The sequence below is a fragment of the Mesorhizobium sp. B2-8-9 genome, from assembly GCF_006439475.1.
In the GTDB taxonomy this organism is placed as follows: Bacteria; Pseudomonadota; Alphaproteobacteria; order Rhizobiales; family Rhizobiaceae; genus Mesorhizobium.
Window position 1 is genome coordinate 182,773 of the sequence record NZ_VFTQ01000004.1, and the last position, 21,312, is coordinate 204,084.

The following is a 21,312-nucleotide window of genomic DNA, read 5'->3' on the forward strand; positions in this document are numbered from 1 at the left end:
TCGGGAATCTTCCCGCGCCGAAGGTGTAAGCGCTGCCGACAGAGTTACGGGGCGCGAGTCTCTCAGGCTTCAGACAGAGGGGCACGACTAGGCCGCCAATGGCGGTCGATCGCCGTGCGACTCTGGAGAAGACATGACGGGCCAAGACACCAGACACCTCCCCCTTGAGGATTTGCATCAGGCCGCGGGCGCGCGTTTCGGCGCCTTCGCCGGCTGGTCGATGCCACTCACCTACCCACCCGGCGTGATGAAGGAGCATCTTCACACGCGCGAGCATGCCGGCCTGTTCGACATCTCGCATATGAAGCTGTTCGAGGTCTCCGGTCCGGGGGCCATCGCTTTGTTGAACCGCGCCTGTCCGCTCGATGCCGGCGCGCTGGAAATCTCGCAGTCCAAATACACCTTCTTCCTCAACGAGGCTGCCGGCATCATCGACGACCTCATCGTGACTCGCCTAGGCGATGACCGGTTCATGGTGGTGGCCAATGCCGGCAACGCGGTGGAGGACGAGAAGCATCTGCGCGCGCTTGCTGCCGGTTTCGATGCCAGGGTCGATCCGCTCGACCGCGTCTTCCTGGCGGTCCAGGGGCCGGACGCCTGGGCAGCTTTGGCGCGGGCCGGCATCGAGACCGGCTCGCTGCTCTTCATGCATGGGGTCGAGCCCCGGCAAAACTGGTTCATGAGCCGCTCCGGCTACACCGGCGAGGACGGATTCGAGATCGGCCTGCCGGAAGCGGACGCGCGGGATCTGGTCGCGAAGCTGCTGGGGGACGAGCGCGTGCAGTGGATCGGCCTTGCCGCCCGCGACAGCCTGCGGCTCGAGGCCGGGCTTTGCCTGCACGGCCAGGACCTGACGCCGGAAATCGACCCGGCAAGCGCCGGACTGATGTGGGCGATTCCCAAGGATATCCGCGCCTCGGGTCATTTCATCGGCGCCGACGCGCTGCGCTCGATCATCGAGCGCGGGCCGTCGCAGAAGCGCGTCGGCCTGAAGCCCGATGGACGCCAGCCGGTGCGCTCGGGCGCCGCATTGATCGACGCCGACGGCCATCCGGCCGGTCATGTCGCTTCGGGCGGCTTCGGCCCCTCGGCGGGCCACCCGGTCGCCATGGGCTATGTCAACACCGCGCTGGCCAAGGCCGGCACGAAGCTCTTTGCCGATGTCCGCGGGACGAAAATCCCGGTCGACGTCACGCCCCTGCCCTTCACCCCACATCGCTACCGCAAAGGATGATTTTCAGATGGCAAAGACCTATTTCACGGAAGACCATGAGTGGCTGCGCGTCGACGGCGGCGTCGCTACGGTCGGCATCACCGATTATGCGCAGGAACAGCTCGGCGATCTCGTTTTCGTCGAGCTGCCGGAAATCGGCCGCAAGCTCGCCAAGGGCGACACCGCCGTCGTGGTCGAATCCGTCAAGGCGGCCTCGGACGTCTACGCGCCGGTCGACGGCGAGATCACCGAAGCCAACGCCTCCCTGTCGGCCGACCCCTCGCTGGTCAATTCGGCCGCGACCGGCGACGGCTGGCTCTGGAAGATGAGGCTGGCCAACGAAAGCCAGCTCGACAGCCTCATGGATGAAGCCGCCTACAGAGCCCATATCGGCTGATATCAGGATCCTGGAAATGACCGCAGCACCTATTCCCTTCTCGGCCCGCCACATCGGCCCAGGCGTCAACGACGTCAGGACAATGCTCGCCGTCATCGGCGTTCCATCCGTCGAAACGTTGATCAGCCAGGCCGTGCCGAGATCGATCCGCCTCGACCTGCCGCTCAACCTGCCCGCTCCGGCGAGCGAAGCCGAAGCGCTGGCCGAATTGTCGGCGATCATGGCGAAGAACACGGTGCTGAAGAGCTTCATCGGCGCCGGCTATCACGGCGTCTTCGTGCCGCCGGTCATCCAGCGCAACCTGTTCGAGAACCCGGCCTGGTACACGGCCTACACCCCCTACCAGGCCGAGATCAGCCAGGGCCGGCTGGAGATGCTGTTCAACTTCCAGACCCTGGTCGCCGAGCTCACCGGCCTGCCGGTGGCGTCGGCCTCGCTGCTCGATGAAGCGACCGCGGTCGCCGAAGCCGTCGGCATTGCGCTGCGCCACCACCGCGACAAGCGCACCAAGGTGGCGCTTGCCGGCACGCCGCATCCGCAGACGCTGGACGTCGTGCGCACCCGCGCCGAGCCGCTCGACATCGAGGTCGACGGCGAGACGATCGACGACAACACCGCCGCCTTGCTCGTCTCCTGGCCGGACACGTTCGGCGTCTATGGCGACCACAAGGCGGCGATCGAGAAGGCCCGCGCCGCCGGCGCGCTGGTCGTCTTCATCGCCGATCCGCTGGCGCTGACGCTGACGGATGCGCCGGCGAAGCTCGGCGCCGACATCGCCGTCGGTCCGATGCAGCGCTTCGGCGTGCCGATGGGCTTCGGCGGCCCGCACGCCGCCTATTGCGCCGTCTCCGACAAGCTGACCCGCCTGATGCCTGGCCGCCTTGTCGGCCAGTCGACCGATACCAAGGGCCGCCCGGGCTACAGGCTGGCGCTGCAGACGCGCGAGCAGCATATCCGTCGCGACAAGGCCACCTCCAACATCTGCACCGCGCAGGCGCTGCTGGCCAACATGGCCACCGCCTATGCGATTTGGCACGGCCCCGCCGGCCTGCAGGCAATTGCCGGGCAGATCCACGCGTTGGCCGGCCGCCTCGCCTCGGGCCTCAAAGCAGCCGGCGTTTCGGTGCTCGGCGCGAGGCGCTTCGATACGGTCACGGCCGAGGTGAAGGGCAAGGCCGCTTCGATCGCAGAAGCCGCCGAGAAGACCGGCCGGCTGTTGCGCGTCATCGATGCCGACCATGTCAGCATCGCCTTCGACGAGACCTCGACGGAAGCCGATCTCGAGGCGATCGCTGCCCTGTTTGGCGCCAAGCCCGGCGCGGCTGAAGGCAGCTCCATGCCGGGCAAGCCGCGCGGCAAGGAATTCCTCACCCAGCCGGTCTTCCACGACAATCATTCCGAAACCGAGATGATGCGCTTCCTGCGCAGGCTGGCCGACAAGGACCTGGCGCTCGACCGCACGATGATCCCGCTCGGTTCCTGCACCATGAAGCTCAACGCCGCCGCCGAGATGATGCCGGTGAGCTGGCCGAGCGTCGCCAATCTGCATCCCTTCGCGCCGGCCGGCCATTCGGCGGGTTATCGCAAAATGGCCGCCGACCTGGAGGCATGGCTGTCGGAAATCACCGGCTTCGACGCCGTCAGCCTGCAGCCCAATGCCGGCAGCCAAGGCGAATATGCCGGCCTGCTCGCCATTCGCGCCTATCACCGCGCGCGCGGCGAAGGCCACCGCACGATCTGCCTGATCCCGTCCTCGGCGCATGGCACCAATCCGGCAAGCGCCGCGATGGCCGGCATGAGCGTCGTCGTCGTGCGTTGCCTGGACGACGGCAATATCGACATGGACGATCTGCGCGCCAAGGCCAATGAGCATTCCAAGAACCTCGCGGCGCTGATGTTCACCTACCCTTCGACGCATGGCGTCTACGAGGAAGGCGCGCGTCATCTGTGCGCGCTGATCCACGAGCATGGCGGCCAGGTCTATTTCGACGGCGCCAACCTCAACGCCCTGGTCGGCCTCGCCCGTCCCGGCGACATTGGCGCCGACGTCTGCCACATGAACCTGCACAAGACCTTCTGCATCCCGCATGGCGGCGGCGGCCCGGGCGTCGGTCCGATCGGCGTCAGGGCGCATCTGAAACCCTATTTGCCGGGCCATGTCACCGAAGGCTCGGCGCATGCCGTGGCGGCGGCGCCCTTCGGCAGCGCCTCCATCCTGCCGATCACCTGGATGTATATCCGCATGATGGGCGGCACCGGCCTGAAGCAAGCGACGGAGACGGCGATCGTCTCGGCCAACTATGTGGCGACGCGGCTCGCGCCGCACTACCCGCTGCTCTACAAAGGCAGAAGCGACCGCATCGCCCATGAGTGCATCCTCGACACACGCGTGCTCAAGGACAGCGCCGGCATCAGCGTCGATGACATCGCCAAGCGCCTGATCGACTATGGCTTCCATGCGCCGACGATGTCGTTCCCGGTTGCCGGCACGCTGATGGTCGAGCCGACCGAGTCCGAGCCCAAGCGTGAGCTCGACCGGTTTTGCGAGGCGATGATCGCCATCGCCGCCGAGGCGGCGAAAGTGGCGAAGGGCGAGTGGCCGTCCAGCGACAACCCGCTGGTCAACGCCCCGCACACCGCGGCGGAAGCGCTTGCCGGTGAATGGAAGCATCCCTATTCGCGACTGGAGGCGGCCTATCCGGCGGGCGACGCCGATCTGGCGGCGAAATACTGGCCGCCGGTCTCACGCATCGACAACGTCGCCGGCGACCGCAACCTGGTCTGCTCCTGTCCGCCGCTGTCGGAATATCTCGGCGCGGCCGAGTAGCGTCTGCTCAGGCAGACTTCAGGGCCGGCCCGGCATCGGGCTGGCCCGCTCCGTCCTGAACGACGACACGGTTGCGCCCGGCACGCTTGGCCGCATAAAGCGCGGCGTCGGCCTGCGCCAGCACCTCATGGAGCGGACGGCCCGCGATCGACCCGAAACCCATGCCGCCGCTGACGCTGCTGCGCAGTGGCCCGCGATGGGTCGCGACGATCTCGGTGCCGAAAGCGACGCCGATTCGGCTTGCAATGTCATGCGCCTTTTCCGGCGTCATGCGCGACATGACGAGCGCGAATTCCTCGCCGCCCAGCCGGAACGCGTCGATCCCTGTCCTGCCATATTTCCTGATCACCGCCGCGAAGCGGCAAAGCACCTGGTCGCCAACGGGATGACCGAAGAGGTCGTTGGTCATCTTGAAATGGTCAAGATCGAACATAGCGATCGCCATGAACGGACCGAAGCTGCGCTCGCCGTAAAGCTCGGTGAGCGCCCTCCGGTTCATCAGGCCGGTCAGCGGATCGGTCATGGTTTCGGCCTTGAGCTCGATTTGCGCCTGTAGATGGTGCAGTGAAAGCGTCAACGCGCCGAGGCCGGTCATGCAGGCGACCGCGACAACGGAGTTCAATCGCTCCGCCCAATTGTCGGGCGCGGCGCCGAGAGCCCATTGCTGTTGCGTCAGCAACGCCAGGCCGCACAGCGCGAAGGACAAGCCGCAGGCGCCGCTGAGGAACGAAACGACGAGCAATATCCGGCGGTCGTGATCCCCCTTCATCCAGAACATCGCCCCGATCGCCGCGAGCAACGCCGTCACGGCCGCATAGGTGATCTGAAAGCCGATGCCGTCGAAACCGAGAAAGGTGAAGATCGCGCAGGCAGCCATCGCGGCCAGCGTCGGCACGATGGCGCGGCGGTAGTCGCGAAAGCCGAGATACTGCATCGCCGACAGGCAGAGGACCAGGAAACCCAGAGTCAGCAGCGCGAGCACGACCTGGCACAGCCAGGGATCGGCATTCTTGGTATAGCGCCAGAACGCGACGACATGGGCGACGAGCACGAGGATGCCGCAGGCGACCGTGAGCACGAAGCGCGCCCTCGGTGTGGCGAGCCAGATCGCAAACATAGTGATGCTGAGGCATGTACCCGACAGCGCCGCCGCGAGCAGGAGCGAACTGAAATCCAACATCCTGAAGAACTGCCTCTAGCGGGTGCCCGTCGCTCCTCAATGTAGACTGGCGGCGCCCGGCGCAAACCGTTTTCGGCGGACACCCAACGCGACCTCGACACAGGGTTTACAAAGCGTCGACATGTGAGGCGAAATCTCATGACGGCACACGGAATACGCGAACCGGGAGCAGCATCAGCCCTTGTCGAGCAGCGCCAGATTGGCATCGACCACTGTCTGATCGGCCATGCCGGCCTTGGCCTCGAGCAGCAGCGCGCGCGCTTTTTTCTTGTTGCCGCGCAGAAGCTGCGAATAACCCATATTGTTGACGATCTGCGGCTTGCGCCCGGCGACCTTCAACAGCTGCATATAGGCGCGATCGGCGAAGTCGAAGCGGCCAAGCTCGTCATAGGATGCGGCAAGCCCCATCCAGGCCTCGGCATTGTCGGACTTGAGCTCGACCGCCTTGCGGAAATGCTGTTCGGCAAGGCCGAAATTCGCCTCGCGGAACTGCGCCTTGCCTTCAACGAGGTCGTTGGCGCTGACGTCCTTGGCCACCGGCTGGATCGCCGTGGTCTTGGTCGTGTCGACATTGTTGTTCGTCGTGCAGCCGGTAATCATCAAGACGGCCGCCAATGCCGCCGCTGCCCTGGGAAGTCTCTGACGCATGCCCCTGCCCCATCGCCCGATTTGCCGGGTCGTTCTTCAGGAAAAACGATACAGGACAGCGATTAAGCTTCGGTGCCGAAATGCAGATAAAATTCGGTTGCGCGCCAAGGATGCGTTAACCACGGCTATGTCCTGGATTCAGTCAGGCCGAGTCGAAAATGGCGGATCCGAGAACCGGGGCGGAGCGCAGGAAGCTGCCGTTTGCAAACCGGCCTCAGCTGAATACTCAATGCGCGGTCAGCTTCACGATGATCGGAATGATGGCGATCATCAGCACCACCGGCAGGATACAGACCGTCACCGGGACCGACATCTTGGCCGGCAGGGCATGCGCCTTCTCCTCGGCCAGCGACATGCGCTTGTGCCGCATTTCGTCGGAAAAGACACGCAGCGAGCCCGACAGGCTGGTGCCGAGTTCCTTGGATTGCTGCAGCAGCGTCGCGAAGGAGCGGACCTCGTCGAGGCTGAGGCGGTCGGCAAGCGCCTTCAGCGCGTCGTCGAGGCTGCGCCCGGCCCGCAACTCCAGCGACACCAGGATCAGGTTCTGGCTGAGCGACGGATAGGTCCTGGCAAGCTCCCTGGAGACCCGCTCGATGCCGGCCTCCATGCTCATGCCGGCATCGGAGCAGACGATCATCAAATCCATGAAATCGGGAAAGCCGTTGCGGTATTCGCGCATCTTTTCCCGAATTTTTTGCATCAGCACCAGGCCAGGCAGGAAATAGCCGCCGGCAGCCGACAGGATGATGAAGGTCCAGCGGCTGGTCATGGTCGACTCGGCGCTTGCAGCCCATTGATTGACCAGGAAAGCGCCGAGCGCCGCGCCGACCAGCGCGGCGAAACGGATGAGGAAGAACATGCCGACGGCGCGCGGTTCCATGTAGCCGGCCTGGATGAGCTTCAGGCGCAGCCGCGCGACATTTTCCGGATCGCTCTTGGCGTAGAACTCCTGTGCCCGTTTCACCGCCTTCTCGCGCACGGCATTGGTGCTCTTCTTGGGCGCGGGCTCCGCCTGCTCGGCCGGTTGCAATGTCTCCACCTTCAGCCGGCGCTTGACCTCGCCGCGATCGCCCTTAGCGAGCACCAGCGGCCAGGCGACGGCGCCGCCGCCCAGCACAAGGAGCAGCACGGCGAACGGCACCAGCGAGGTCGGCGCGAGCGAGGCGAGGAAGCGGATCACGTCTTCCATCTCAGAACCTGAAATTCGACATCTTGAACATGATGGCGTTGCCGAGCAGCAGCCAGATGATGGAGCCGCCCATCATGTACCAGGTCTTCGGCACGTCCCAGACATCCTGATAGAACTGCGGCATCAGCACCATGATGGCGGTGAACAGAAGCACTGGCACCGCGGTCAGGATGTAAGCCGACATGCGCCCTTCCGTCGAAATGGCGCGCACCTTGCGGCGCAGCTTGCCGCGGTCGCGGATCGTCGCCGACAGGCCGTCGAGGATCTCGCGCAGATTGCCGCCCGAACTGCTCTGGATCGAGACCGCCGTGACGAACAGCGGCAGGTCCTCATGGCCCACCCGGTCGAAAAGATTGTTCAACGCCGAGACCAGGTCGGAGCCGTAGGTCACCTCGTCGGCCACGACGCCGAACTCGGTGCCGATCGGATCGGCCATCTCGCGCGACACCATGGCAATCGCCACCGGCACCGGATGGCCTGCCTTCAGCCCGCGCGTGATCAATTCAAGCGCCTCAGGCAGTTGCATCCCGAAACGCTTGTGCCGGCGCTTGCGCATCCAGCGCAATGCTATGACCGGCAACACCGGCAACAGCAAGAGAAGCAGGATAAGGCCGAACAGGAGCGGCAAGCCCTTCCAGATCGCCATGAGCGCCAGGGCGAGAGCGATCCCCGATGTGATCGTCAGGAATTTCGGCAGCGGCGTGCTTATGCCGGACTGCGTGCGCAGGGCGCGGAAGCGGTCGAGGGAAAAGATGGAGGTGCCGCCGTCGATCCCGCGTTCCTTGCGCAATTGAATCAGCACCTGCTCCTGGCTGATCTTGTTCTCCGCGAGCTTCATGCGGCGGTTGATGGCCGTGCGCTTGTCGCTGCGCCCGGCATAGAGCAGATAAAGGCCCTCGGCGATCATGATGCCGGTGAGCGCCGCCGCGGCGTAGACGACGTAGACCGGGCTGAATCCCTCGAACACCGGCCTAGTCCTGCGGCCGGCCGGGTTCGAAATACTTGCCCGGGAATTCGATGCCCATGTTGCGCAGGTCCTCGAGGAAGCGCGGGCGGATGCCGGTCGCCTCGAAGTGGCCGAGGATCTTTCCGTCCGCCTCCATGCCGGTGCGCACGAAGCGGAAGATCTCCTGCATCTGGATGACGTCGCCTTCCATGCCGGTCACTTCGGCGACGCTGGTCACCTTGCGCTTGCCGTCGGAAAGGCGCGTCAGTTGGACGATGATGTCGATGGCGCTGGAAATCTGGCTGCGGATCGACTGCACGGTCATCGGCATGCCGGTCATCCCGAGCATCTGTTCCAGACGCGAGATGGCATCGCGCGGCGTGTTGGCATGGATGGTGGCCATCGAGCCTTCATGACCGGTGTTCATCGCCTGCAGCATGTCGAAGGCTTCCTCGCCGCGACACTCGCCGAGGATGACGCGGTCGGGGCGCATGCGCAGCGCGTTCTTGACCAGGTCGCGCTGCTTCAATTCGCCCTGGCCCTCGATGTTGGCCGGACGCGTCTCCATGCGCGCGACATGCGGCTGCTGCAATTGCAGCTCGGCCGCGTCCTCGATGGTGATCAGGCGCTCGTCTTCCGGAATGAAGGCCGACAAAGCGTTGAGCATCGTCGTCTTGCCCGTGCCGGTGCCGCCGGAGATGATCGTGGTCTTGCGGGCATGCACCGCCGCCGCCAGCACCTCGGCCATGTTCTGGGTAATGGCGCCGAATTCGACGAGCTTGTGCAGGCCGAGCTTGTTCTTGGAGAACTTGCGGATCGACACCAGCGGGCCGTCGACGCCGACGGGGCGGATCGCCGCGTTGAAGCGCGAGCCGTCGAGCATCCGGGCGTCGACCATGGGCTGCGATTCATCGACGCGGCGGCCGACCGCCGCGACGATTTTATTAATGATTCTAAGCAGATGCGCCTCGTCCTTGAACGGGATGTGGACCTGCTGCAGCTTGCCGCGCTTTTCGACGAAGCAGTTCTGGTGGCCATTGATCAGGATATCGTTGATCTCGGGATCCTTGAGCAGCGGCTCCAGCGGGCCGAGGCCAACCATCTCGTCGACGATGTCGTCGACCAAGGCGTCGAGCTCGGCATTGTTGATTGCCATCCGCTCCTGGCGCGTCTTTTCCGAGACGAAATCATGCACCTGCCGGCGCATTTCATCCCGGGGCAGCCGCTCCAGCGCCACGAGGTTGATCTCCTCGAGCAGCATGCGATGGATGCGCACGCGTGCGTCCAGCACCTTGTTGGCGCTCTTTGCGGGGGCTGCCTCAGGCCTGGGCGGCGCCGGTTTGCGGGTCGTCGGGATGATCACTGCATTGTGCGTGACCGGCGCGGGTTCGGGCGCCCGCTGCGGGCGGACGTCGCGGCTCTGCAGGTTGGAGAAGCGGCTGGTCATCCTGCCTTCCTCTTCAGCAAGCCTTTGCCCAGGCCGAACAGCGACCTCGACTTGGCGATCGTCTGGACGGCCTCCTCGGGCAGGATGATCTTCTTCAGGTCGTTGACGACGTTGGCGTTGGGGTCGATGGCGTGCAGCGGTACGCCGCGGTCGACCGCCTCGCGCACCAGCCGGTAATTGTTGGAGATGCCGCCGACGAAATGCTCGCCGAGTATCTCCTGAACGTCGGCCTGCTTGATGCCGTTGTCGAACATCTTCTGCTCGAAGCGGTTGACGATGACGTTAGGCTTCACTTCCTTGCCGGCGGTCTCGTAGACGGCCTGGATGAGACGCTGCGTATGGCGCAGGCAGGGCACCGTCATCTCGGCGACGATATAGAGCTTGTTGGAACCCAGCAGCACCGTCTCGGTCCAGGGGAACCAGGTGCGCGGCATGTCGATGACGACATTGTCGAAATAGGCCGCCACGAGGTCGAGCATGCGCACCACGACATCGGTCTTGAACGAGCGCATGTCCGAGGGTCGCGTCGGCGCGGCAAGCACGCACAGCCCGCTCGCATGTTTGGACAGCATCACGTCGAGCAGTTGCCGGTCGAGGCGCTCCGGCTGGTTCTCGATTTCGGTGATGTCGAAGCGCGGTTCGAGGTCGAGATATTCGGCGCAGGCGCCTTGCTGGAAATTGAGGTCGACGACGCAGGTCGAGGCGCCCCGCATCACCGAATGGTGCAGCTGGAAGGCCGTCTGCAAGGCGAGCGTGGTGGTGCCGACGCCGCCGGCTGCCGGCATGAACGTGTAGATGTGCGATTCGGTGTTCTCTTCCCGCCCCGGTCCTTGCAGCGCACGGATGACGGAACGCACGAGGTCGGCCGTGGTGATCGGCTTGACCAGGAAATCGGCGACCTTGAGCTGCACCAGGATGCGCACCGCCGCCGCGTTGAATTCCTGGGTGACGACAACCACCGGAACGCTGCCTTCCAGCCGCCGCATGACCCGTTGCAGCGACTCGATTTCCTCGAGCTTGGCTGCATCCATGTCGACGATGACCGTGCCGAAGTCCGCCTCGAGGATCTCGCCGCGCAGTTCGTTGACGCTCTTTTCCAGCGTCAAGAGCTCAATGACTTCGGAGGCCGCGAAAGCCGTCCGCGTGTCCTGCAAGAACGTCCTGTCCGTCGAAACGAGCAGGATCTTCTTGGTCTTGCTACCAGATGCCATCCTCGCCAGCCCATCAATTCGATGTTGTTGATGATGTCGTCGGTGACGACACGGAGCCGGCCTTCGCACCGACGGCAGCGCTCTCGGAACCCGGACGCTGGGCCGGCACCAGAAGCCTTGTGTTCTGCACGCCGTACTTCCAGGGATCGACCATCTGCATGGCGGTGTTGGACGCCTGCGCGTTGCCGGCCGCCAAGGTCACCCCTTCGGCGCGTACATAGTCGTCGCTGGTGCAACCGCCGGCGAAACCGGCGAGCAGCAGAGCGAGGCAAACGGGGATGCGCATGGCCTTAATCCTTTGGCAGATCGAGGAAGTGGCCGGACGTGGCGGCCGCCACCGGGCGGGCGGCGCTGCCGTCAGCCAGCGCCACCGGACGCTTTGACGCCGAGGCGTTCACTTCCTCGGTGTTGTTCAGGAAATAGTCGGCGGGACTTGCCGGCTGGGTGCCGTCGGTCGGCTCGACCATCTTCTTCGAGGGATCGACCGGCTTGACCAGGTAGGGCGTGACGATGATCACCAGATCGGTCTCGCGCCGCTGATAGGACTTCGAGGAAAACAGCGGGCCGAGCACCGGCAGCTTGCCGATCCCCGGCACCCGCGATGTCGTGATGTCGTTCTGCGACTGCAGGAGGCCGGCGATCATGAAGCTCTGGCCGTTCTTGAGGTCGACCGATGTCCTGGCGCGGCGCACGATGAAGGCCGGAATGGAAATGCCGCTGCTGACCTGGATGGAAGCGGACGGGTCGATCGAGGACACTTCCGGCGCGATGTCGAGGCTTACCAGCCCGTCCTTCAGCACCGTCGGCGTGAAATCGAGGCCGACGCCGTACTTCTTGTAGGTGACGCTGATCTTGCCATTGTCTTCGGAAACCGGGATCGGGAATTCGCCGCCGGCAAGGAAGCTCGCCGTCTGGCCCGAACGCGCGATCAGGTTCGGCTCCGCCAGCCGCCGCGCCAGACCGCGTTCCTCCAGCGCCTTGATGGCGATGTCGATGGAAACGCCGTTCGACAGCAGGCTGCCGATGATCTCGCCTGTTCCGGCCCCCGTCAGGTTTCCCCCATCCGGGTTCAGCACGACTTTGCGGTTGCCGATGCCGTAGGCGAAATTGGCGGCGTATTTGGCGCCGAGGTCCTGGCCGGCCTGGCGGTTGATCTCGACGAATCGGACATTGAGCTGAACCTGCTGCGAGGACGAGATGTTGACCGAGTTGATGACTTCCTCATTGCCGGAAAAGCGTGACGCGATCTTGCTGGCTTTGTCGGCGGCGACAGCATCATCGGCTTCGCCCGACAGCACGACGCGCCCGTTTGCCGAGCCAACCTTGATCTTGGCGTCGGGCACGCTGGCGCGGATGGTGCTGGCCAACTGGTCGGTATCCAGCGTCACCTCGATGTCGATGGTGCCGACAAGCTGCTTGTTCTGGTCGAACAGGGCAATGCCGGTGGTACCCAGGTTGTTGCCCAGCACATAGAAGGATTTGTCGGTCAGCGGGTTGACGTTGGCGATCTCCGGGTCGCCGATGACGATCTGGTAGAAGGCGGCGCTCGTCATGATCGTCTTCGGCTTGCCCTTGGCGACCTTGATCGAGGCGTTCTTGTTCGCCGAGACATAGACGACGTCATTGCCAGCCCTTGCCGGCGCGGCGACGCCAAGCACTGTCGCCGCCAGCGCAATCACGCCGAGAAGACGCCATCCCCCGGTCGTCCGAAATGCATCAAACCCGAACATCTTGCCCCGTCCCCGCCGGTCCCCACCGGCTATTGCTGCAGTTCCTGCGGCGGTTGCCGCGAAGGAACCTTGTATTCCTCGACCTTGTCGCCGCGCGTCACGATCACCGTCTTGAATTTCGGCTCGTCCTGGTCCTTCGTCACCGCATTGACGAGCGAGGCGGCGCTCGCCTGCGCATTTGCGGCAACCGAGCCGCCGAAGGACGAGATGGTCGTAAGCCCGCCATTGCTGGCAGTTGCGTCGGCGGCCGACCGCAGCGACAACGACAGCGTGCCGACGGTGCGGGCAAGCGCCACTTTCTGCGCCCCTTCGTTGGTCACCTCGATGGTCACCGAATTGGCGACTTGCGGCTCGGTCTTGCGTTCGTCGGCGCCCTGCCCGACCGAAAGCACCTTGACGTCGGCAACGACGACCTCGGACGTGACGGTCGAGCCGGCGGCCCCTTGAGCATTCTTGGACACTTCCTGGATATCCCCAGCATCGCGCGTCAGCACGACATCGACGCGGTCTCCCGGCGTGATGAAGCCGCCGACACCGGCGATCTCGTCGGTGCGGATGGTGACGGCCCGCATTCCCGCCGACAGCATGTTGGAAAGCGTGGCGCGGCCGTTCGGTCCCGACAGCTTTGTGAGCAGCACCGGTTCGTTGACCTCGATCGGCGACAGCACGACCCGGCTGCCGTCCGCAAGCAGCTTGTCGATCGTCGGGAAAGCGCCCTGCGGCAGCGAATCCTGCGGCCACGGAATCTCGGCGAGTTGCGGCCGTCCAAGCTCCATGCCGTAGCGCAGCGGCGCTTGCGCCACCACGATGGTCTTGAACTCGACCTTGGGCTGCTGCGGCGCCACGACGACCTTGACCTCGGCCTGAGCCTTCGCCTGGCTCTTGACCCAGAAATCCGCCGCAAAGATCGAGATCGCGCCGAAAACGGCGGCGATGCCGATCATGGTTATGGCCTTGCCCCTCACAGTGGAACCCCTGACGCCCGTGGTCTTTTGTTGGTTGGGTCTCACGCTAGGCGTTAATGTTAAAGAATCAGGAATCCCACGACCCGCCGATCGCCCTATTTCGGCCAGCTTGGTTATCGAATGGTTTTGGAATAAGAGACAGTTTGAATCCCTGAACGGAACAGGAACTCGTTCGCCCGCCAAAAGCGTGGCAGTATCGACGAGTGATTCGCATTACCGGACGCTAGGCCCAGCATGGACGACAGCAACGACCTCTTCGGCAAGATGGAAAAGCCGGCACAGCAAGTGCGCGCGCCCTCGCGGCCCGCCGATCCGCTGGTGCAGGCCGCGAAGCGTACGACCGCCACCCGCGACGGCAGCGAGGGCTACAGCGCCGCCGATATCGAGGTGCTGGAAGGGCTCGAGCCGGTGCGGCGCCGTCCTGGCATGTATATCGGCGGTACCGACGACAAGGCGATGCATCACCTGTTCGCCGAGGTCATCGACAATTCGATGGACGAAGCGGTGGCCGGCCACGCCACCTTCATCGACGTCGAGCTTTCCGCCGACGGGTTCCTGACCGTCACCGACAACGGCCGCGGCATCCCGGTCGATCCGCATCCGAAATTCAAGAAGCCGGCGCTCGAAGTCATCATGACCACGCTGCATTCGGGCGGCAAGTTCGACTCCAAGGTTTACGAGACCTCCGGCGGCTTGCACGGCGTCGGCGTCTCGGTCGTCAATGCGCTGTCCGACCACCTCGAGGTCGAGGTCGCGCGGGGTCGTCAGCTCTACCGGCAGCGTTTTTCGCGCGGCGTCCCGGTCAGTGGATTGGAGCATCTCGGCGAGGTCCACAACCGCCGCGGCACGAAGACCCGTTTCCATCCCGACGAGCAGATTTTCGGCAAGGGCGCTGCCTTCGAACCGGCGCGCCTTTACCGCATGACGCGCTCGAAGGCCTATCTGTTCGGCGGCGTCGAGATCCGCTGGACCTGCGATCCGTCGCTGATCAAGGACAAGGATCAGACGCCGGCAAAGGCCGAGTTCCATTTCCCCGGCGGCCTCAAGGACTATCTCAAGGCGACGCTGGGCGACGAATTCCAGGTCACGCGCGAGGTTTTCGCCGGGAAGAGCGACAAGCAGGGCGGCCACGGTTCGCTCGAATGGGCTGTGACCTGGTTCGGCGGCGACGGTTTCCTCAACTCCTATTGCAACACCATTCCGACCCCCGAAGGCGGCACGCATGAGGCCGGCTTCCGCAACGTGCTGACGCGCGGGTTGCGCGCTTACGCCGACCTCATCGGCAACAAGCGCGCTTCGATCATCACCACCGATGACGTGATGATCTCGGCCGCCGGCATGCTGTCGGTGTTCATCCGCGAGCCGGAATTCGTCGGCCAGACCAAGGACAGGCTGGCGACGATCGAGGCAATGCGCATCGTCGAAAACGCCCTTCGCGACCCGTTCGACCACTGGCTGGCAGACAATCCGCAGGAAGCCTCCAAGCTTCTGGACTGGGTCATCGCGCGCGCCGACGAACGCGTGCGGCGCCGCCAGGAAAAGGAAGTCTCCCGCAAAAGCGCGGTGCGCAAGCTGCGCCTTCCGGGCAAGCTTGCCGACTGCACGCAGAACGCCGCCGCCGGCGCCGAGATCTTCATCGTCGAGGGCGACTCGGCCGGCGGCTCGGCCAAGCAGGCGCGCGACCGCGCCAGCCAGGCAGTGCTGCCGCTGCGCGGCAAGATCCTCAACGTCGCCTCCGCCGGCAACGACAAGCTTGCCGCCAACCAGCAGATTTCCGATCTCATCCAGGCGCTCGGCTGCGGCACGCGTTCGAAATATCGCGACGAGGATCTGCGCTACGACCGCGTGATCATCATGACCGACGCCGACGTCGACGGCGCGCACATCGCTTCGTTGCTGATCACCTTCTTCTATCAGGAGATGCCGAACCTGATCCGCGGCGGCCACCTCTACATGGCCGTGCCGCCGCTCTATTCGATCCGGCAAGGCGGCAAGGTCGGCTACGCCCGCGACGACGCGCACAAGGACGAACTGCTGCGCACCGAGTTCACCGGGCGCGGCAAGGTCGAGATCGGCCGCTTCAAGGGCCTGGGCGAGATGATGGCCTCACAGCTCAAGGAGACCACGATGGATCCGAGGAAGCGCACGCTTTTGAGGGTCGACGTGATCGACGCCGAGCAGGCCACCAAGGATGCCGTCGACGCGCTGATGGGCACCAAGCCCGAGGCGCGTTTCCGCTTCATCCAGGAGCGCGCCGAATTCGCCGAGACGGACGTGCTGGATATCTGAACGCCGTCCGGTCCATAACAGGCTCCGGCACGGAGAACCGGTGTGACCTGGACGCGGTTTAAAGAGCTTGTCGAGAGGCCCTTAAGCGGTCTGACGCAGCCGACCCGTTCGGACTGGATTTTTGCCCTACGCACGGTTTCGGCCGGACTGGTCGCGCTGCTTGCCGCCTATGCGCTGAAGCTCGATCATCCGCAATGGGCGATGATGACGGTGTTCATCGTCGCGCAGCCGGTCGCCGGCATGGTGCTGGCAAAGGGCTTCTACCGGCTGCTCGGCACGCTGGCCGGCGGTCTCGCCGCAGTCGGCATCACTTCACTGTTCGGCGCCGACCCGTGGCTGCTTGTCACCGTGCTAGCGCTCTGGATCGGCGTCTGCACGCTGGTCTCGTCGCTGTTGCGCAATCCGGAAGCCTATGGCGCCGCGCTTGCCGGCTACACGGCGATGATCATCAGCCTGCCGGCCCTCGGACAACCGCATATTGTCGTCGACCTCGCCGTCGCGCGTTGCGCGGAGATCGTGCTCGGCATCGTCTGCGCCGGCGTCACCAGCCGGTTGATCCTGCCAAAGCTCGCGGCCGACGCTATCATTTCCAGGTTGAAGCGCAGCATCCTCGACCTTGCCGAATATGCCGGTGGCGCCTTTTCCGGCGGCGACCCGGCGAGCCTCGCCGCGCTCCAGCGCAAGCTGATCGCCGATGCCCAGACGCTCGCCGAGATGCGCACCTATGCGCGGCTGGAAGCGCCGAGCTTCGCCACCCGCGCCCATCCGGTGCGGCGCACGATCGGTCAGCTTCTGTGGGCGCTTTCGGCGGCGCGCGCATTGCACAGCCACCGTAGGCCGAAGAACGCAGCGCTCATTCCCATGCGCAGCGAATTGAAAGCCTTCGTCGGTGAACTGGCGGCGACGCCCGGCGCGCTCGATGAGACAGGGCCATGGGTGGCAAGGCTCGACGCGATCGCGAGCAAGGCCAGGGAGATGCCCGAACTGCCCAACGATACCGGCTCCAACGATAACGGCGAAGACAAGGTCGGCACCATCACCCGACTGACCATCGCCGGCGATTTCGCCGAGGCGCTGAAGCAGGTGATGCGCGGGCTGGAGGCGCTTCGCTCGCCTGTCTCCAGCAAATCGAGCGAGCGGGGCCAGCCGGCGCTGGTTGTCCACCGCGACTACCGGGCCGCATGGCGCAATGCCGTGCGCGCAGCGCTGGCGACGTTGCTCGTGGCGATTTTTTGGCTAACGACCAAATGGTCGGAAGCGGCCGGCACCGTCATCCTCGTCGCCGTCGTCTCCAGCCTGTTCGCATCGCGCCCCGATCCCGTGCAGTCCGCCTGGGGCTTCTTCACCGGCACGCTGATCGCACTACCTTTTGCATTTCTGGTCGGCCAGGTCGCGCTGCCGGCACTGCCGGGCTTCGGCTGGTTCACGCTCTTCGTCGTGCCGATCCTGGTGCCCGCAGCGCTCGGCATGGCCAATCCGCGCCATGTTGGCGTCGCCACCGCCTTCGCCATCAACTTCCTCGCCTTCCTCAGTCCGCATCAGCAGATGATCTATGATCCCGGGCCGTTCTTCGCCGGCTCGGCCTCGATCCTGGTCGGCATCCTGATTGCCATCGGCGTCTTCATTGTCGTGCTGCCCGCCGATCCCTGGGTCACCGTGGAGCGCATCTCGCAGGCGATGCGCGAGGACCTGGCCCGGCTTTGCCTGCATGAGCGCATTCCCCGCCGTTCGGCCTTCGAAAGCCTCGCCTATGACCGGATCAATCAGTTGATGCCGCAGGTCCAGCGGACGGGCCGCAAGGGCGATCCCATTCTCGGCGGAAGCATCGCGGCCGTCACCGTCGGACTGGAAGTGCTGCGGCTGCGCCACGCGCAACTGAACTCCGCCGTTCCGCATGAAACAGTCGAGTCCATCGGCAATTTCCTGCGCGGCCTGGCGCGCGAATTGCTGTTTCGACAACCGGGCGAGCCGCAGACCGCGACCATCGCGGTGGCGAGGCAATACGCGGCCAGCATCGCCCAACGCAGCGATCGGCTCGAAATGCTGCAGATCGCCGCCTCGCTGCGCATCATTGCCGCGGCGATGGAAGATTATCCGGATTTCTTCGCGAAGGGTCGCGCTTAGTCAGCTCGGGATGTGCCTGGTTTCCGGCCCCTCCGAGAATAGCTCCTTGTTAGATTGGTAGACAACTTTTAGGGTCGACACATGGCGCTCAAGCGGATGGACAACATCGGAATCGTCGTTGAAGACCTCGACGCGACGGTTGATTTCTTTCGTGAGCTTGGCCTTGAACTCGAAGGGCGTGCCACGATCGAAGGAGAATGGGCCGGGCGTGTCACCGGGCTCGGCGATCAGCACGTCGAGATCGCCATGATGCGCACGCCCGACGGCCACAGCCGACTCGAGCTGTCCCGCTTCATCAAGCCGCCCGTCATCGCGGATCACCGCAATGCCCCGGTGAACGCATTGGGCTATCTCCGGATCATGTTCGCCGTGGACGACATCGACGACACGCTGGAGAGGCTCCGCAAGCGCGGCGCTGAGCTCGTCGGCGAAGTCGTCGGGTATAAGGACGCGTATCGGCTTTGCTACATCCGCGGGCCTGAAGGGCTTCTCATCGGCCTCGCCCAGGAACTCAGCTGAGACCTGATTGTGATCCGCTCAGGCGGCGGCGATGGCCAGCGCGTGTCCACGCGCGTTTTCGCGCAGCGCGTCGAGATGGATCGACTTCACCAGCCCGGCAAGATCGCCCTCGGCCGATTGGCCGCCGAGTTCCTTCAGCATCAGCCAGCTCACTTCCTGCACGCCGGCGACACGCCGGCCATTGGCGACCTCGCGCCAGACTTTCAGCGCCCTCAGGATGATGCCATGCGTGGCCGGCGCAAGCCCGGCGCTGCGGAACAGCGCCTGCAGCGCAACGTCGTGCCCGCCGGCGAGAAGTGCCGTCACCCGTTGCTCGGATTGTCGGGCTAAGGCCACCAGCGTCGAGCCGAAGAAGTCCACCTTGCCATGCGCGATGGTGCGGATGATGAAACCGGCGGTGAGGTCGCCGCGCAGCCGCAAATGCTCGATCAGCGCCGCATGCTCCTCCATGCGCGTTCCCTCGATCAGCGTCACCGAGGCTTTCACGCAGGCATCACGCATGACGCGATCGGCGCGCGCCGCCCCCATCATCGCCAGCACCAGCGGCGAACCTTTCAAGGTCTCGCCGAGCTTGACCAGCAACATGTGCCGGCAGTCGGCCGGCAGGCGCCGATCGGCAATCAGCGCCTCGCGCACCAGTGGCAGGTGGCCGTGCCGCTCGGCCATGCGGCGGAAGCTCAGCGAAGCGATCTCGGCGCCGCTGTTGCCGATCAGCGCGGCGCAGGCTTCCGGTTCGCCGATCTCGGCGATCGCCGCCGCCAGCGACATCGAGACGACCGGACGGTTGGCGATCAGCTTCTGCGTCACCTTCTGGCCGCAGGCGACGCGCTCGACCAGATCGGCATCGGTAAGCAGCGGCGAACGCGCGAGCACCAGCGCCGCCACTTCCGGCTGGTCGGCGGCCAAGGCGCTGATCACCTGCGGCGGCGCGTGATGGCTCATCGACAGCGCCTCGGCAAGCGCCAGGCGCACCTTGGACGAAGCGTCGTCCAGAAGCAGCGTCAGCGCCGCCTCGGCGGCACAGCGATCCTCGAACGGCAGATCGGAGTTGATATAGGCGCGCGCCAGCGCGCTCGCGGCGGCGGCACGCTCGGAAACCCTTGCCGTATCAATCCATTTTAGAAAATGCGAAACAACCATACCGACCAGCTGCGCCCTTGCCGGAAAGGTCCCGGCCCCGTTGTGAACGGTAGGCTGCAAATGGTTTACGAACGGTTCACCATGTTTCTTAACCGGCTTGATGGGGGCGCAGCCAACGCCTATCAAGCAAGGACATTGGAGGAAATCGAACCATGGCCGGGCTTTATCTGGAAGAGTTTGTCGTCGGCCATGTCTTCCGCCACACGCTGCGCAAGACTGTGACCGAGAGCGACAACATGCTGTTTTCGGCGATGACGCTCAACCCGCAGCCCTTGCACATCGATTTCGACTTTGCCGCGAAAACCGAATGGGGCAAGCCGCTGGTGAATTCGCTGTTCACGCTCGGTCTGATGATCGGCATCTCGGTGACCGACATCACCGTCGGCACCACGGTCGCCAATCTCGGCATGAAGGAAACGGTGTTCCCGCACCCCGTCTTCCACGGCGACACCATCCGGGTCGAGACGACGGTTGTCTCCGTGCGCGACTCCAAGTCGAAACCCGATCGCGGCATCGTCGAGTTCGAGCACCGCGCCTACAATCAGAACGACATTCTTGTCGCCAAATGCACCAGGCAGGCGATGATGCTGAGGAAGGCGGCCTGATGCGCTCGCTGCTGTTCGTGCCCGGCGATTCCGAGCGCAAGCTGGAAAAGGGATTCGAGGCCGGCGCCGACGTGGTTATCGTCGATCTCGAGGATTCCGTTGCCGCCGCCAGCAAGACGGCGGCGCGCGCGACCTCGGCCGGTTTCATCTCGAGCCAAAGAGACCGGACGGGTTCGGCCATCTATGTGCGGGTCAACGATCTTTCCACCGGCCTGACCGACGACGATCTTGCGGCGCTCGTCGTGGCGAAGCCCGACGGCATCATGCTGCCGAAGTCGAACAGCGGGCAAGACGTCCAGCAGCTGGCGGCAAAGCTGCGAGTGCACGAGGCCGAGAACGGGCTTCCGGACGGCGCCATAAGAATCCTGCCGATCATCACCGAGACCGCGACGGGCGTGCTGGCGGCGGCGAGCTATGCCGGCGCAAGCGCGCGGCTTGCCGGCCTGACCTGGGGCGCGGAGGATTTGTCCGCGGCGATCGGCGCGCGCGCGACCCGCGACGAGAGCGGCCGCTACACCGACGTGTTTCGTCTGGCGCGGACCATGACCATTCTGGCGGCCGGCGCGGCCGAAGTCGCCGCCATCGACACCGTCTTTCCCGATTTCCGCGATATGGCCGCCCTTGGGAAGGAATGCCGCGAGGCCGAGCGCGACGGCTTCACCGGCAAGATGGCGATCCATCCGGCGCAGGTGCCGGTCATCAATGCCGCCTTCACGCCGTCCGCCGAAGCGGTCGCGCGATCGCGGGCGATCGTCGATGCCTTCGCGGCGGCGGGAAATCCGGGCGTCGTCGGCATCGACGGCAAGATGTACGACAGGCCACATTTGCGTCTGGCCGAGCATTTATTGGCTCGCGCCCGAGCGGCGGGCAGCCTTGCCTGAG

18 protein-coding genes are annotated in these 21,312 nt (G+C 64.8%); 8 read left to right on the top strand and 10 right to left on the bottom strand.

The window, feature by feature from the left end:
• Positions 1-133: 133 nt before the first annotated feature.
• The 3 genes from gcvT to gcvP are packed head-to-tail and all read left to right on the top strand — an operon-like array spanning position 134 to position 4,437.
• Positions 134-1,234: a glycine cleavage system aminomethyltransferase GcvT gene (gene gcvT, locus FJ423_RS07060; protein WP_140840361.1), complete on the top strand. Its 1,101-nt coding sequence runs from the start codon at positions 134-136 to the stop codon at positions 1,232-1,234.
• A gap of 7 nt (positions 1,235-1,241) precedes the next feature.
• Positions 1,242-1,610: a glycine cleavage system protein GcvH gene (gene gcvH / locus FJ423_RS07065; protein ID WP_140840363.1), complete on the top strand. Its 369-nt coding sequence runs from the start codon at positions 1,242-1,244 to the stop codon at positions 1,608-1,610.
• Between the two features lie 16 nt (positions 1,611-1,626).
• Positions 1,627-4,437: an aminomethyl-transferring glycine dehydrogenase gene (gene gcvP, locus FJ423_RS07070; protein ID WP_140840365.1), complete on the top strand. Its 2,811-nt coding sequence runs from the start codon at positions 1,627-1,629 to the stop codon at positions 4,435-4,437.
• A 7-nt stretch (positions 4,438-4,444) separates the two neighbouring features.
• Here the strand turns inward: gcvP and FJ423_RS07075 are convergent, their stop codons facing one another.
• The 9 genes from FJ423_RS07075 to cpaB all read right to left on the bottom strand — a co-directional run bounded on the left by FJ423_RS07075 (position 4,445) and on the right by cpaB (position 13,753).
• Positions 4,445-5,617: a GGDEF domain-containing protein gene (locus FJ423_RS07075; protein WP_140840367.1), complete on the bottom strand. Its 1,173-nt coding sequence runs from the start codon at positions 5,615-5,617 to the stop codon at positions 4,445-4,447.
• A 174-nt stretch (positions 5,618-5,791) separates the two neighbouring features.
• Positions 5,792-6,265, bottom strand: coding sequence for a hypothetical protein (locus FJ423_RS07080; protein WP_140840370.1), 474 nt, complete (start codon positions 6,263-6,265; stop codon positions 5,792-5,794).
• Between the two features lie 226 nt (positions 6,266-6,491).
• Entirely contained in the window at positions 6,492-7,454 is a 963-nt protein-coding gene (locus FJ423_RS07085; RefSeq protein WP_140840372.1) for a type II secretion system F family protein, read from the bottom strand.
• A 1-nt stretch (position 7,455) separates the two neighbouring features.
• Positions 7,456-8,421, bottom strand: a complete 966-nt coding sequence (locus FJ423_RS07090; RefSeq protein WP_140840374.1) for a type II secretion system F family protein — start codon at positions 8,419-8,421, stop codon at positions 7,456-7,458.
• Between the two features lie 4 nt (positions 8,422-8,425).
• Complete coding sequence (locus FJ423_RS07095; protein ID WP_140840376.1) at positions 8,426-9,847, bottom strand: CpaF family protein; 1,422 nt, start codon at positions 9,845-9,847, stop codon at positions 8,426-8,428.
• Entirely contained in the window at positions 9,844-11,058 is a 1,215-nt protein-coding gene (locus tag FJ423_RS07100) for a response regulator/pilus assembly protein (protein WP_095765078.1), read from the bottom strand. Before FJ423_RS07100 ends, FJ423_RS07095 begins: the two co-directional genes overlap by 4 nt.
• Positions 11,059-11,071: 13 nt before the next feature.
• A complete protein-coding gene (locus tag FJ423_RS07105) occupies positions 11,072-11,344 on the bottom strand; it encodes a hypothetical protein (RefSeq protein ID WP_140840378.1) in 273 nt (90 codons plus the stop codon).
• 4 nt (positions 11,345-11,348) lie between these two features.
• Positions 11,349-12,788, bottom strand: coding sequence for a type II and III secretion system protein family protein (locus tag FJ423_RS07110; protein ID WP_140840380.1), 1,440 nt, complete (start codon positions 12,786-12,788; stop codon positions 11,349-11,351).
• A gap of 29 nt (positions 12,789-12,817) precedes the next feature.
• A complete protein-coding gene (gene cpaB, locus FJ423_RS07115; RefSeq protein ID WP_245340369.1) occupies positions 12,818-13,753 on the bottom strand; it encodes a Flp pilus assembly protein CpaB in 936 nt (311 codons plus the stop codon).
• Positions 13,754-13,987: 234 nt separating this feature from the next.
• Between cpaB and parE the strand changes: the two genes are divergently transcribed.
• The 3 genes from parE (at position 13,988) to FJ423_RS07130 (ending at position 18,685) form a co-directional block, all read left to right on the top strand.
• Positions 13,988-16,042, top strand: coding sequence for a DNA topoisomerase IV subunit B (gene parE / locus FJ423_RS07120; protein ID WP_140840382.1), 2,055 nt, complete (start codon positions 13,988-13,990; stop codon positions 16,040-16,042).
• Positions 16,043-16,084: 42 nt separating this feature from the next.
• Positions 16,085-18,166: an FUSC family protein gene (locus FJ423_RS07125; protein ID WP_140840384.1), complete on the top strand. Its 2,082-nt coding sequence runs from the start codon at positions 16,085-16,087 to the stop codon at positions 18,164-18,166.
• An 81-nt stretch (positions 18,167-18,247) separates the two neighbouring features.
• On the top strand, positions 18,248-18,685 hold the full coding sequence (locus FJ423_RS07130; protein ID WP_140840386.1) for a VOC family protein: 438 nt from the start codon (positions 18,248-18,250) through the stop codon (positions 18,683-18,685).
• An 18-nt stretch (positions 18,686-18,703) separates the two neighbouring features.
• On the opposite strand, the gene FJ423_RS07135 is transcribed toward FJ423_RS07130, so the two are convergent.
• On the bottom strand, positions 18,704-19,825 hold the full coding sequence (locus tag FJ423_RS07135; protein ID WP_095765071.1) for a DUF2336 domain-containing protein: 1,122 nt from the start codon (positions 19,823-19,825) through the stop codon (positions 18,704-18,706).
• A gap of 152 nt (positions 19,826-19,977) precedes the next feature.
• Between FJ423_RS07135 and FJ423_RS07140 the strand changes: the two genes are divergently transcribed.
• Together FJ423_RS07140 and FJ423_RS07145 are read left to right on the top strand one after the other, a co-directional pair.
• A complete protein-coding gene (locus FJ423_RS07140) occupies positions 19,978-20,430 on the top strand; it encodes a MaoC family dehydratase (RefSeq protein ID WP_140840388.1) in 453 nt (150 codons plus the stop codon).
• Positions 20,430-21,311, top strand: coding sequence for a CoA ester lyase (locus tag FJ423_RS07145; protein WP_140840390.1), 882 nt, complete (start codon positions 20,430-20,432; stop codon positions 21,309-21,311). Before FJ423_RS07140 ends, FJ423_RS07145 begins: the two co-directional genes overlap by 1 nt.
• Position 21,312: the final 1 nt, after the last annotated feature.

What these genes read in the sequence shown, in the direction of transcription:
- gcvT (WP_140840361.1), top strand. Translation starts at nt 134, where the DNA reads ATGACGGGCCAAGACACCAGACACCTCCCCCTTGAGGATTTGCATCAG.
- gcvH (WP_140840363.1), top strand. Translation starts at nt 1,242, where the DNA reads ATGGCAAAGACCTATTTCACGGAAGACCATGAGTGGCTGCGCGTCGAC.
- gcvP (WP_140840365.1), top strand. Translation starts at nt 1,627, where the DNA reads ATGACCGCAGCACCTATTCCCTTCTCGGCCCGCCACATCGGCCCAGGC.
- FJ423_RS07075 (WP_140840367.1), bottom strand. Translation starts at nt 5,617, where the DNA reads ATGTTGGATTTCAGTTCGCTCCTGCTCGCGGCGGCGCTGTCGGGTACA.
- FJ423_RS07080 (WP_140840370.1), bottom strand. Translation starts at nt 6,265, where the DNA reads ATGCGTCAGAGACTTCCCAGGGCAGCGGCGGCATTGGCGGCCGTCTTG.
- FJ423_RS07085 (WP_140840372.1), bottom strand. Translation starts at nt 7,454, where the DNA reads ATGGAAGACGTGATCCGCTTCCTCGCCTCGCTCGCGCCGACCTCGCTG.
- FJ423_RS07095 (WP_140840376.1), bottom strand. Translation starts at nt 9,847, where the DNA reads ATGACCAGCCGCTTCTCCAACCTGCAGAGCCGCGACGTCCGCCCGCAG.
- FJ423_RS07100 (WP_095765078.1), bottom strand. Translation starts at nt 11,058, where the DNA reads ATGGCATCTGGTAGCAAGACCAAGAAGATCCTGCTCGTTTCGACGGAC.
- FJ423_RS07105 (WP_140840378.1), bottom strand. Translation starts at nt 11,344, where the DNA reads ATGCGCATCCCCGTTTGCCTCGCTCTGCTGCTCGCCGGTTTCGCCGGC.
- FJ423_RS07110 (WP_140840380.1), bottom strand. Translation starts at nt 12,788, where the DNA reads ATGTTCGGGTTTGATGCATTTCGGACGACCGGGGGATGGCGTCTTCTC.
- parE (WP_140840382.1), top strand. Translation starts at nt 13,988, where the DNA reads ATGGACGACAGCAACGACCTCTTCGGCAAGATGGAAAAGCCGGCACAG.
- FJ423_RS07130 (WP_140840386.1), top strand. Translation starts at nt 18,248, where the DNA reads ATGGCGCTCAAGCGGATGGACAACATCGGAATCGTCGTTGAAGACCTC.
- FJ423_RS07135 (WP_095765071.1), bottom strand. Translation starts at nt 19,825, where the DNA reads ATGGTTGTTTCGCATTTTCTAAAATGGATTGATACGGCAAGGGTTTCC.
- FJ423_RS07140 (WP_140840388.1), top strand. Translation starts at nt 19,978, where the DNA reads ATGGCCGGGCTTTATCTGGAAGAGTTTGTCGTCGGCCATGTCTTCCGC.
- FJ423_RS07145 (WP_140840390.1), top strand. Translation starts at nt 20,430, where the DNA reads ATGCGCTCGCTGCTGTTCGTGCCCGGCGATTCCGAGCGCAAGCTGGAA.